The 11,359-nt window shown below is 70.5% G+C and carries 10 protein-coding genes and 1 pseudogene; 9 read left to right on the forward strand and 2 right to left on the reverse strand.

The window, feature by feature from the left end; all coding sequences use genetic code 11:
* Positions 1 to 499: pseudogene (locus J0695_RS28275) on the forward strand (hypothetical protein); the annotation flags it as partial.
* Positions 500 to 508: 9 nt separating this feature from the next.
* Here J0695_RS28275 and J0695_RS28280 read toward each other — a convergent pair.
* Complete coding sequence (locus J0695_RS28280) at positions 509 to 1,255, reverse strand: hypothetical protein (protein ID WP_206966662.1); 747 nt, start codon at positions 1,253 to 1,255, stop codon at positions 509 to 511.
* A 237-nt stretch (positions 1,256 to 1,492) separates the two neighbouring features.
* Here J0695_RS28280 and purN point away from each other — a divergent pair, with 237 nt between their 5' ends.
* Positions 1,493 to 2,128: a phosphoribosylglycinamide formyltransferase gene (gene purN / locus J0695_RS28285; protein ID WP_206966664.1), complete on the forward strand. Its 636-nt coding sequence runs from the start codon at positions 1,493 to 1,495 to the stop codon at positions 2,126 to 2,128.
* Positions 2,115 to 3,668, forward strand: a complete 1,554-nt coding sequence (gene purH / locus J0695_RS28290) for a bifunctional phosphoribosylaminoimidazolecarboxamide formyltransferase/IMP cyclohydrolase (protein WP_206966666.1) — start codon at positions 2,115 to 2,117, stop codon at positions 3,666 to 3,668. The genes purN and purH overlap by 14 nt, the downstream gene beginning before the upstream one ends.
* Positions 3,669 to 3,770: 102 nt before the next feature.
* Here purH and J0695_RS28295 read toward each other — a convergent pair whose 3' ends face one another.
* On the reverse strand, positions 3,771 to 4,547 hold the full coding sequence (locus tag J0695_RS28295; protein ID WP_206966668.1) for an RDD family protein: 777 nt from the start codon (positions 4,545 to 4,547) through the stop codon (positions 3,771 to 3,773).
* 209 nt (positions 4,548 to 4,756) lie between these two features.
* Here J0695_RS28295 and J0695_RS28300 point away from each other — a divergent pair, with 209 nt between their 5' ends.
* The 6 genes from J0695_RS28300 to J0695_RS28325 all read left to right on the forward strand — a co-directional run bounded on the left by J0695_RS28300 (position 4,757) and on the right by J0695_RS28325 (position 11,226).
* Positions 4,757 to 5,611 carry a bifunctional methylenetetrahydrofolate dehydrogenase/methenyltetrahydrofolate cyclohydrolase gene (locus tag J0695_RS28300; RefSeq protein ID WP_206966670.1) on the forward strand — a complete coding sequence of 285 codons (855 nt, stop codon included), beginning with the start codon at positions 4,757 to 4,759 and terminating at the stop codon, positions 5,609 to 5,611.
* The gene (locus J0695_RS28305; protein WP_242553295.1) at positions 5,601 to 6,089 is read left to right on the forward strand and encodes a DUF3017 domain-containing protein; all 489 of its coding nucleotides are present in this window, start codon (positions 5,601 to 5,603) and stop codon (positions 6,087 to 6,089) included. Before J0695_RS28300 ends, J0695_RS28305 begins: the two co-directional genes overlap by 11 nt.
* A gap of 253 nt (positions 6,090 to 6,342) precedes the next feature.
* The gene (locus J0695_RS28310) at positions 6,343 to 7,434 is read left to right on the forward strand and encodes a helix-turn-helix domain-containing protein (protein WP_206966674.1); all 1,092 of its coding nucleotides are present in this window, start codon (positions 6,343 to 6,345) and stop codon (positions 7,432 to 7,434) included.
* Positions 7,435 to 7,772: 338 nt separating this feature from the next.
* Positions 7,773 to 8,762 carry a malate dehydrogenase gene (locus J0695_RS28315; RefSeq protein WP_206966676.1) on the forward strand — a complete coding sequence of 330 codons (990 nt, stop codon included), beginning with the start codon at positions 7,773 to 7,775 and terminating at the stop codon, positions 8,760 to 8,762.
* Positions 8,763 to 9,143: 381 nt separating this feature from the next.
* On the forward strand, positions 9,144 to 10,868 hold the full coding sequence (locus tag J0695_RS28320) for an AbeC-like domain-containing protein (RefSeq protein ID WP_242553296.1): 1,725 nt from the start codon (positions 9,144 to 9,146) through the stop codon (positions 10,866 to 10,868).
* Positions 10,855 to 11,226, forward strand: a complete 372-nt coding sequence (locus J0695_RS28325; RefSeq protein WP_206966678.1) for a hypothetical protein — start codon at positions 10,855 to 10,857, stop codon at positions 11,224 to 11,226. The genes J0695_RS28320 and J0695_RS28325 overlap by 14 nt, the downstream gene beginning before the upstream one ends.
* Positions 11,227 to 11,359 lie beyond the last annotated feature (133 nt).

The following is an 11,359-nucleotide window of genomic DNA, read 5'->3' on the forward strand; positions in this document are numbered from 1 at the left end:
GTTGGCGGGCGGGCCGCTGGGGACGGGGGGCCTGGCGGAGTTCGGTCCGGTGTGGTGGAGCACGGGCGCGGCGGCGCTGGCGTGGACGGCGGGAGTGGGGGTGCCGCTGGCGCTGGGGCTGCGGTGGTGGCGCTTCGTACGGGGGACGAAGGAGGTGGCTGCCGGGGGCGAGACGGAGGAGCGCGAGCACCGCTGGAGGGCGCTCAAGGAGGCCTCGGGCGGCCTGATGGTCCTGTTCCCGCCGAAGCCGGTAGCGGACCCGGAGCCGCTGATCCCAGCGCTGGAGCCGATCCCGGCGGCCCCCGTTACAGCTCCGGTCGTGGAGCCCGTACAGGAGCCGAAGCCGGAAACGGAGCTGAAGCCGGAAACCGAGCTGAAGCCCGAGCCCGAGCCGGAAGCGGCGAGCCCCACCCCCGGCCCGGCGGAAGCGGAGCCGCCGCCGACCGGGACCGGGGAGCAGGCCGAACCGGGGCCGGCTCAGGACCCGCCCCAGCCGTAACGGCCCTGCCTACGACTGCGTGCCGAAGATGTTCACCAGCGACTTGGGAAGTTCGTCGTTGCAGGCGAGCTTGCCCGACTGGGTCAGTGCGTCACCGACGCACGTGTAGTAGTCGCGGTAGACGATCTGCACCGTGAACGTCGCCGCGATGATCGCCAGTGCGAGCCCGGCGGCCACCAGGCCGCTCACCGCCGCCGTCGTCTGCGGCTTGGCCGACCCGGGCGGCGGGGGCGGTGAGCCCTCGGCCGGCTTCGGCTTGGCGCGCAGCGCACTGATGCCCCAGTACAGGGCGAGCGCGCCGAGGAGCAGTCCGATCTGCCACATGTAGAAGGCGAAGAAGAACGCCCACATCCCGCCGAGCAGCGCATAGCGGGCGCGTCGCTGTGCCGGGTCCGTCGGGTCCCAGCGCAGGCCCGGTGCCGGGCCGCCGGGGCCTCCCTGGCCACCGGGTCCGCCCTGGTCGTCGGGGCGGGGCGGCCGGGGGGTGCTGCCGAAGCCGCCGTCCTGGCGGCCGGGCTGCTGGTTGCTCCACTGGCCGCCCCACGGGTTGGGCGGCGGCGGGGGAGCGTCCGGGGTGTCGTCGCCCTCGGGGCGGCGCGGGCGCCAGGGCTGCTCCGGCTTGTTCTCGGGCGGCGGCGCGAAGGGGTTGTTGTCGTCCGGTTCGGGCGACGAGGGGGCAGATGAGGACGGCGACCGGCGTTCCCGCGGCAGCAGCAGTGGGCGGCGGTCGGTCACGCTGTGGCGTCGGTCCTGCATCGGGTGAACGTCTTCCCCTCAGTCGGTCGCCGTCCGGGAGACGGTGCCTGCCCCAGACGCTACCTTCCGTCCCGGCCCCCGTCCCGTGGGGGCCGTCCGGTGTGCCGGTATCGTTGCCGACGGTCGGCGCGTTCGTAGGGTTCCCCGTATCGGGGCATGCGATGCGTTCGTAGGACCGTACAAACGCGGTCTTGCACACACGACCGTACAAAGCCGCATTCCAGAAAGGGCCCCGTTGTGGCCGCAGCCCGTCTTGTCGTCCTCGTGTCCGGGTCAGGAACCAATCTGCAGGCCCTGCTCGATGCGATCGCCGCCGATCCCGAGGGGTACGGGGCCGAGGTCGTCGCCGTCGGAGCCGACCGCGAGTCCATCGTCGGTCTGGAGCGCGCACGCGCCGCCGGGCTGCCCACCTTCGTCTGCAAGGTGAAGGACTACGAGAACAACGGTGGCCGGGCGGCCTGGGACGCGGCGCTGGCGGAGGCCACGGCCGCGTACGAGCCCGATCTGGTCGTCTCGGCCGGTTTCATGAAGATCGTGGGGAAGGAATTCCTCGCCGGGTTCGGCGGCCGGTTCATCAATACGCACCCTGCCCTGCTGCCCAGTTTTCCCGGGGCCCACGGCGTGCGCGACGCACTCGCGTACGGCGCGAAGGTCACCGGGTGCACCGTCCACTTCGTCGACGACGGCGTCGACACCGGTCCGATCATCGCGCAGGGCGTGGTCGGGGTCCGGGATGAGGACTACGAAGACGAAGGTGCCGCTCTCCATGAGCGCATCAAGGAAGTCGAGCGAACGCTGCTCGTCGAGGTCGTGGGGCGTCTGGCCCGTAACGGCTACCGCATTGAGGGACGAAAGGTTCATGTCGGTGAATAAGCCCATCCGTCGCGCGCTGATCAGTGTCTACGACAAGACGGGGCTCGAGGAGCTCGCCCAGGGGCTGCACGCGGCCGGTGTCACGCTCGTCTCGACGGGATCGACCGCCGGGAAGATCGCCGCAGCGGGCGTACCCGTCACCAAGGTCGAGGAGCTGACCGGCTTCCCGGAGTGCCTCGACGGCCGGGTCAAGACGCTGCACCCCAAGGTCCACGCGGGCATCCTCGCCGACCTGCGCCTGGAGGACCACCAGCGCCAGCTCGCCGAGCTGGGGGTGGAGCCCTTCGACCTGGTCGTCGTGAACCTCTACCCCTTCACGCAGACCGTCGCCTCGGGCGCCTCCGACGACGAGTGCGTCGAGCAGATCGACATCGGCGGCCCCTCGATGGTGCGCGCCGCAGCCAAGAACCACCCGTCGGTCGCGGTCGTCACCAGCCCCGAGCGGTACGCGGACGTGCTTGCCGCCGTGCAGGCCGGCGGCTTCGACCTGACCGCCCGCAAGCGCCTCGCGGCGGAGGCGTTCCAGCACACCGCGGCGTATGACGTGGCGGTCGCCAACTGGTTCGTCGACGGCTACGCGCCCGCCGACGACAGTGGCTTCCCTGAGTTCCTCGGCACCACCTACGAGCGCTCCAACGTGCTGCGCTACGGCGAGAACCCGCACCAGGGCGCCGCGCTCTACACCTCCGGGACGGGCGGTCTCGCCGAGGCCGAGCAGCTGCACGGCAAGGAGATGTCCTACAACAACTTCACGGACACCGACGCCGCGCGCCGGGCCGCGTACGACCACGCCGAGCCCTGTGTCGCGATCATCAAGCACGCCAACCCGTGCGGGATCGCCATCGCCGACGACGTCGCCGAGGCGCACCGCAAGGCGCACGCCTGCGACCCGGTCTCCGCGTACGGCGGTGTGATCGCCGTCAACCGCCCGGTCACCGTGGCCCTCGCCGAACAGGTCGCCGAGATCTTCACCGAGGTCATCGTCGCCCCGTCGTACGAGGACGGCGCGGTCGAGGTCCTGGCCCGCAAGAAGAACATCCGTGTGCTGCGCGCCCCCGAGGCGCCGTCCGCACCCGTTGAGGTCAAGCAGATCGACGGCGGCGCCCTCCTCCAGGTCACCGACCGCCTCCAGGCCGACGGCGACGACGCCGCCAACTGGACCCTGGCGACCGGCGACGCGCTCTCGGCCGACGAGCTGGCCGAGCTGTCCTTCGCCTGGAAGGCCTGCCGCGCCGTGAAGTCCAACGCGATCCTCCTCGCCAAGGGTGGCGCCTCGGTCGGCGTCGGCATGGGCCAGGTCAACCGCGTCGACTCCGCCAAGCTCGCCGTCGAGCGCGCGGGCGAGGAGCGGGCGCGGGGGGCGTACGCCGCTTCGGACGCGTTCTTCCCGTTCCCCGACGGCTTCGAGATCCTGGCGAATGCCGGGGTCAGGGCCGTGGTGCAGCCGGGCGGTTCGGTCCGTGACGAGCTGGTCGTCGAGGCCGCCGAGAAGGCGGGCGTGACGATGTACTTCACCGGGACGCGGCACTTCTTCCACTGAGTGGCCGAGTGGCCGAGTGGCTGAGTGACTGAGTGGCAGTACGCAAAGAGGCCGTAACCCCCGCCCGCCGAGCGGGGGTTACGGCCTTCTCGCGTGATGTGCCTACTTCTTGATGACGAGGGTGCCCGCAGCGCGGTCGTGCCAGCCCTGCAGCTTCCCCGAGTTGTCGAAGAAGGGGGAGAGGTAGACCAGGATGGCGCCGATGTAGCAGAGGAACGCGCCGACCATCGGGATGATCCAGCGGATGAAGCCGGCACCGAGGCCCGGGTTCTGGCCGGTGCTCTCCTTGATGACCTTGACGCCGAGGATCATCTTGCCGAAGGTCGCTCCGGCGAGACCGACCATCAGCCACTCGTAGAGCAGCGTGATCACGCCGAAGATCAGGATGACGCCCATCAGGCTGGCGACGATGCTGGAACTGGCGTCGTTCACACAGGAGCTGTAGTCGCTGGAGTTCGGGTCGCAGTCCTTGGCGGCGCCGAACGCGCTCGCCAGGCCGGCGAAGGAGAGCACGAGGTACACGATGCCGATGGCGAGGCCGTCGAGTGCGCGTGCGCCCAGGCGGCGGCCCATCGAGGCGACCTGGACCGTGCCGAGCGCCGGGACGTTGATGTAGCCGTTGTTGGCCTGCATCGTGCCCGGAGCCTGCGGGTAGGCGCCGTACGGCTGGCCGGGGGCCTGCTGCGGGTAGCCGTAACCGGGCTGGCCCTGCGCCTGGTCCTGCGGGTAGCCGTAGCCCGGCTGACCCTGCGGCGGGACGCCCTGCGGAGCCTGCTGCGGGTAGCCGTAGCCGGGCTGCTGGCCCTGCGGCTGACCCGGCTGCTGGCCCGGCTGCTGGGGCTGCTGGCCGTAGGGGTTGTTGGGGTCACCGAAGCTCATGAGTGATGTTCCTCCGTTGGTTCTTGGGGACGGACGCGGTCCGAGCGGAGGAAATGCATGGTTCTGAGCGGTTTCGCCCCCCGGTACTGCCCGCGACATACTGCGCCGATCATCGTTCTAAACGAGACATAAGTTTGTCCAGTCGCATTCCGTATGTGTTGTGCAAGTGCAACTTGGGCGATCATGCCGGGCCCTGAAAGAATGGGCCCATGACAGCCCAGATTCTCGACGGCAAGGCCACCGCGGCCGCGATCAAGTCCGATCTCACCGCCCGTGTGGCGGCCCTCAAGACGCAGGGCATCACCCCTGGTCTCGGCACGCTGCTGGTCGGTGACGACCCGGGCAGCCGCTGGTACGTCAACGGCAAGCACCGGGACTGCGCGGAGGTCGGCATCGGCTCGATCCAGCGCGAACTCCCCGACACCGCCACTCAGGAGGAGATCGAGGCGGTCGTACGGGAGCTGAACGAGAACCCGGAATGCACGGGCTACATCGTGCAGCTTCCGCTCCCCAAGGGCATCGACACCAACCGTGTCCTGGAACTGATGGACCCGGCCAAGGACGCCGACGGCCTGCACCCGATGAGCCTCGGCAAGCTGGTGCTCGGCGTCGAAGGGCCGCTGCCCTGCACCCCGTACGGCATCATCCGGCTGCTCCGCCACCACGGTGTGGAGATCAACGGGGCGCATGTGGTCGTGGTCGGCCGCGGGATCACCGTCGGCCGCTCGATCGGGCTGCTGCTCACCCGTAAGTCCGAGAACGCGACCGTGACGCTCTGCCACACCGGCACCCGGGACCTCTCCGCGCTCCTCAAGCAGGCGGACATCGTGGTCGCGGCGGCCGGTGTTCCGCACCTGGTCAAGCCCGAGGACATCAAGCCGGGCGCGGCCGTGCTCGACGTCGGCGTCAGCCGGGACGAGAACGGCAAGATCGTCGGGGACGTCCACCCCGGTGTCGCCGAGGTGGCCGGCTGGATCTCGCCGAACCCGGGCGGCGTCGGCCCGATGACCCGCGCACAGCTGCTGGTCAATGTGGTCGAGGCGGCCGAGCGCCATGACGGCTGAGGACTCCGGATCCGGTATCCCCGACGAACTGGAGGGCGTGGAGACCCGGGAGCCGATCAGCGCCCCCGGTCCCGACGGTGCGCCCGTACGGGCCTCGCGCCGCTTCCCCGCCGTGACGACCGACACCGCGCGTCCGGAGGGCGGTGGCCGTGCCGCCGGTCAGGACGCCCCGGCGCCCGCCCGTCAGTGGCCGCTGCTGGCCGTGCTCTCCGCGACCGGTCTCGGTCTGCTGCTCGTCGCGTTCGACGTCACCCGCGTGGGACTGCTGCTGATCGGCGTCGCGATGCTCGCGGGCGGCGTGATGCGCTGGTGCCTGCCGTCGGTGGGCATGCTGGCGGTCCGCTCCCGGTTCACCGACATGGTGACGTACGCGATCATCGGCCTGACCATCGTGTTGCTCGCGCTGATGGCGCAGCCGAATCCCTTGCTGAAGATCCCGTTCCTCAACGACATCGTCCACTTCACGGTGCGCACCTAGAACTCCGGTGCCCCGGCGGTCCCTTGGCCCGCACTCCCGCGAGGGGGTGCGGGCCATTGTCGTGTGAAGTGACGGGTGGGGCGGGGGGCGTGCGAAATGGGTCGTGCCGACCCGAATGCTCCCCTGCGCTCCCACCCGGGGAACTGACATCCTGGCTTTGTGCATCCCTTGGGGTAGCCAGAACGAGGGTTGTGCCGGGGGCTCGACAGTCGGATACGTACATAAGCGCATACGGGGGGACAAGGGGGAAGTAATGCCTCGTTGGAAGGCTCTGCCGGAGGAACTCGACCCGCAGGTACGGGAGTTTGCCAGCCAGCTGCGCAGGCTCGTCGACCGCAGCGGGCTGAGCATCGCTGCGGTGGCCGACCGGACCGGCTACAGCAAGACGTCGTGGGAGCGCTATCTGAACGGCCGGCTGCTCGCCCCGAAGGGTGCGATCGTGGCGCTGGCCGAGGTGACCGGGACCAACCCGGTGCATCTGACCACCATGTGGGAGCTCGCGGAGCGTGCGTGGAGCCGTTCCGAGGCGCGGCACGACATGACCATGGAAGCGATACGGATCTCCCAGGCGCGCGCCGCGCTGGGGGAGTTCGGGTCGGCGCCGGTGGCTCCGGCGCGTGCGAAGAACGGCAGCGCACGCCCCCAGGGTGCCGCCGCCGAGGCCGCCCCCGCACCCGCGCCGGTGGCCGACGCCCCGGTGGCGCCCACGCCCATAGGGGAGTTCGGCCCGCCGCCGGGCGGCCCGTACCAGTCGCCGCCGCCGCCGCCGCCAACACCGTCGCCGTCGCCTTCGCCTTCGCCTTCGCGGCAGCCGGGTGGCCGTACGCCCCCGTCCGACCAGGGGCGCAGGCGCAGGAAGCTGATGATGTTCCTGGCGGGTGTGGTGGGCGCGCTCCTGGTGATAGCCGCCGCGGTGCTCCTGACCGACCTGGGCGGCAAGGGAGACAACAAGGCGGACGACAAGAAGAACTCGCCCAGCCCGACCGTCTCCGTCAACCCCAACCTGCCCGCCGGGGTGAAGTGCAGCGGCAAGGACTGCACAGGGAAGGACCCGGAGGCGATGGGCTGCGGCGGCGAGCTGGCCACGTCGGTGTCGAACGTGACGGTCGGCGGCAGGCTCGTCGAGGTCCGGTACAGCAAGACGTGCGGAGCGGCCTGGGCGCGCATCAACCAGGCGGCCACGGGTGACGTGGTGCAGGTCAGCGTCGCGGGAGCTGCCACGCAGAAGGGGACGGTGGCCGCCGATCCCGATGCGTACACACCGATGACCGCGTCGACCGATCCGAGCCGGGTGAAGGCCTGTGCGACGCTCGCGAACGGTGCTCGGGGCTGCACAAAAAATTAGTTGGGTGTCAGGGGGAATGCCCGGCGAAGTACGGGGCACGCGGATTTCATCCCCCCACGGGTGCTTGCACCCGGCGGCGGTCGCCCGCGCCTTCCCCCCCCTGGCGCGGGTGGCGTCGTCTTTCCGGCGGTGGCCGCTCGCGCCTCTCCCCCCCTTGGCGCGGGCGGCCATTCGCTTTCCGGGGTGCGTGTGCCCCGCGCCACACGGGGGCGGGGGTTCAGCGTCCGTGAGGTCCGATAGCCTGATCGCCGGAAGTCTCTTCACATCAAGATTCAAGGATGAGGCTTCCTGCACGAGGGGCAGGGACCCCCACCGCCAGCTGTCTTACGGAGATCGCCATGACCCGCACTCCCGTCAACGTCACTGTGACCGGCGCGGCCGGCCAGATCGGCTACGCGCTGCTCTTCCGCATCGCCTCCGGTCACCTGCTCGGCTCGGATGTGCCGGTCAAGCTGCGTCTCCTTGAGATCCCGCAGGGCCTCAAGGCCGCCGAGGGCACCGCCATGGAGCTCGACGACTGCGCCTTCCCGCTGCTCCAGGGCATCGAGATCACCGACGACCCGAACGTCGGCTTCGCCGGCGCCAACGTCGCCCTCCTGGTCGGCGCCCGCCCGCGTACCAAGGGCATGGAGCGCGGCGACCTGCTCGCGGCCAACGGCTCCATCTTCGGTCCGCAGGGCAAGGCCATCAACGACAACGCCGCGGACGACATCAAGGTCCTCGTCGTCGGCAACCCGGCCAACACCAACGCGCTCATCGCGCAGGCGTCGGCCCCGGACGTACCGGCCGAGCGCTTCACCGCGATGACCCGCCTGGACCACAACCGCGCGATCTCGCAGCTCTCGCAGAAGACCGGTGTCGCGGTCTCCGAGATCAGGCGCCTCACCATCTGGGGCAACCACTCGGCCACCCAGTACCCGGACATCTTCCACGCCGAGGTCGCCGGCAAGAACGCCGCCGAGGTCGTCAACGACGAGCAGTGGCTGGCCGACACCTTCATCCCGACCGTCGCCAAGCGCGGCGCCGCGATCATCGAGGCTCGTGGCGCCTCGTCGGCGGCCTCGGCCGCCAACGCCGCCATCGACCACGTGCACACCTGGGTCAACGGCACCGCGGACGGCGACTGGACCTCGATGGGCATCGTCTCGGACGGTTCCTACGGCGTCCCCGAGGGCATCATCTCGTCCTTCCCGGTCACCACGAAGGACGGCAAGTTCGAGATCGTCCAGGGCCTGGAGATCAACGACTTCTCCCGTGCGCGCATCGACGCGTCGGTCCAGGAGCTGGTCGAGGAGCGCGACGCGGTCCGCGAGCTCGGCCTGATCTGAGTCTTCTGATCGATCCGAGCCTTCTGGCTCTGTACGTCCGCAGGTCCCGCCCTCACCGGCGGGGCCTGCGTGCGTTCCGGCGTGACGCGGACTCGGCCCGGCCAACGTCCGGCGGACGGAGTCCGACGCGGCTCGCCGAAGCCCGTGAGGCCCCCTGGGGCCGAGCGGTGCGAGGGGAGCGTCGGGAAGTCGTGCGCGACGCGGTCCGCGAGCTCGGTCTGATCTGATCCCTTTTCGTTCCGTACGTCCGCAGGCCCACCCTCATCGGTGGGGCCTGCGGACGTTCCGGTGTGACTTGGAGCACGTCGCTCCTCTATGCTGCTTCCCCTGTAGAAGTCAACCGGCCCACCTCCGTGGGCAGTTCGTGTTTCGGGGGAAACGTTGACTCAGACCTTCCTGCCGCCCCAGCAACCCGGCCCGCAAGGCCCGCCGCCGACGCCCCGTGCGGCGCCCGCCGCGAGCGAGGCGACGCGGCTGCTCTGCGCGGGTACGTATCTCGACAGCGACTACCGCGACGCGGTGATCGACGAGCTGTACGTCCACGAGGAACGCATCGTCGCTCCCTCGCTCGGGTTCGACGCGAGCCGGGTGCTCGCCCATGCCCTGCGTGCGCGGCGCATAGAGCTCGGCTGGGCCGGGGCGATCCTGGGGCTGTGGATCGTCGCCCTCCCGCTCACCCAGTGGCTGGTCCTCTTCTACGTACTGCCCGTGGTGTTCCTCGCCGTCGCACCCCGCGTGCGCGGCACCGCCACGCACCCCAACTGGTATCGGCTGGTGGGCGGCTGGGCGTTGCGCTGGTACGGGCGGCTCCTCTTCCTCTGGGTCCTGGTGTTCCTCCTCGCCGTGGCGCTGTCGGACGACGGGGCGCTGAGCAACACGGGCGACCCCTCGTCCTTCATGCCCATCTTCGAGTTCGCCACCGAGAAGATCCTGCGCGCGGGCAAGCTCCAGGCGTGGATCGCGCTCTCCCTGCCGCTGGTGCTTGCCTGGGCGGTGGCCATGCAGCGCGGCCAGTTCGCCAGGGCGCTGACCGCGGAGCTCTCCAAGGAACGGTTCCGCGATGTGGCGGGTGACCCGGCCGAGCAGTCGGAGGGGGCCAGGTTCCAGCGGCTGCGTCACCGGATCCGTATCGAGCAGCACGCACCGCTGGTGATGTACCACGCCGCGGATCCCTTCTGCGGCGCCGGAACCCCGTACGCGACCTGGTCCCTCTCCATCGAACTGCGCCCGAGCGGCGACGCCGACAAGAAGCCCGAACCGCTCGACAACAGCGCCATCCTGCGGCGGATCGTCCCGCTGCTCGAAGCGCTGCGCGAGCCGTCGCCGCACGGGGCGCCGCATGTCGCCGCCGCGGTGCGCGACCGGCTGCGCGAACTGGAGATAGAGGAGATCGTCTTCCTGCCGGTGGACGGACTGCCGAACCGCACCCATGCGCCGTACGCCGTCGAGGCGTTCGAGGAGCACCGCGCCCGCTCGGTCGAGGAGGGCGGCGAGACGCGCCGGCACTTCCTGCGGATCCGGGTCGGCGGCTGGAGCGAGGAGATCGTCGCGACGGTGTTCGTACGGGTGCACACGCAGGGCGGGATGCTGATGCTGGAGGTCGCCCCGCATGTGCTGCGCCCGGTGCGGCCGCTCTTCCAGTACGCCGACCGGGTCGCGTACCGCTATCGGCACAACAACCACTTCGGCAAGGCGGTCTGGGCGCTCAGCCGCACTCCCTCATCGGCGGGGAACGCCATCGTGACGCTCGCGCGGGGTCTCGCCTCGGTGTGGCGGATGGCCACCAGCGGCAATGCGAAGGCGCTCGCCGACGGGCCCGGTCTCTCGGTCCGGGAGCTGGGCTCGGACGACGCGGCCTCGCTCTTCCAGGACATGGACCTCAGCCGCTATCTGAAGTCCGTGCAGGACCGGGTGACCAGCGGGGTGCAGCTGGCGCTGAAGGACGCCGGTTACCGGACCGAGGAGTTCGAGCAGAAGATCGTGAACGTGGCCAACGGCGGGACCTTCATCGAGACCGCGAAGGGCGCCGTGGGTATCGGCAACAACAACACCATCACCAACAACAGCACGACGCAGACGGGGGGCGGGGCACGTGGCAACAACTGACGGACCGGACCGGGGGATCCACATCGGGAGCGTGCACGGTGCGTTCGCGATCGGCGACCAGAACACGGTGACCAACTACGAGGTCGGGGCCGAGGGGCGCGACGCGGGCCAGGAGGAACTGCTCGTAGCCCTGCAGGAGTTGCGTGCGGACCTGGGGCGCCTCGTCGCGAGCGAGCAGACGGCTGCGCTCGACGCCGAACTGGCAGGTGCGCAGGACGAGATCGAGGGCGAGGGCGCGGCCGGCCCTGTCAGGCTCGGGCGGCTGCGGCAGGCGCTGGCGGACGCCGGTTCGCTGACGGCGATGTTCGCCTCCGGGGCGGCGACCGCCCAGGCTGTCGCCGCGCTTCTGGGAGGGTGACATGGGCGGTGGCGGGGTCCGTTGGAACGACGAGACGCAGAGCTGGGAGCCGGTCGGGGCGGGGACGGGGGCAGGGGCGGGCTCGGGTTCGGGTTCGGGGCAGCCGGTGTACCCGCAGCCGCCCGTGTCGCCC

Origin of the sequence: Streptomyces beijiangensis (assembly GCF_017315755.1) — a bacterium.
GTDB lineage: Bacteria > Actinomycetota > Actinomycetes > Streptomycetales > Streptomycetaceae > Streptomyces > Streptomyces beijiangensis.

Bases quoted from the DNA above. Each gene is read 5' to 3' on its own strand.
- J0695_RS28280 (WP_206966662.1), bottom strand. From the start codon at position 1,255: ATGCAGGACCGACGCCACAGCGTGACCGACCGCCGCCCACTGCTGCTG.
- purH (WP_206966666.1), top strand. From the start codon at position 2,115: ATGTCGGTGAATAAGCCCATCCGTCGCGCGCTGATCAGTGTCTACGAC.
- J0695_RS28295 (WP_206966668.1), bottom strand. From the start codon at position 4,547: ATGAGCTTCGGTGACCCCAACAACCCCTACGGCCAGCAGCCCCAGCAG.
- J0695_RS28300 (WP_206966670.1), top strand. From the start codon at position 4,757: ATGACAGCCCAGATTCTCGACGGCAAGGCCACCGCGGCCGCGATCAAG.
- J0695_RS28305 (WP_242553295.1), top strand. From the start codon at position 5,601: ATGACGGCTGAGGACTCCGGATCCGGTATCCCCGACGAACTGGAGGGC.
- J0695_RS28310 (WP_206966674.1), top strand. From the start codon at position 6,343: ATGCCTCGTTGGAAGGCTCTGCCGGAGGAACTCGACCCGCAGGTACGG.
- J0695_RS28315 (WP_206966676.1), top strand. From the start codon at position 7,773: ATGACCCGCACTCCCGTCAACGTCACTGTGACCGGCGCGGCCGGCCAG.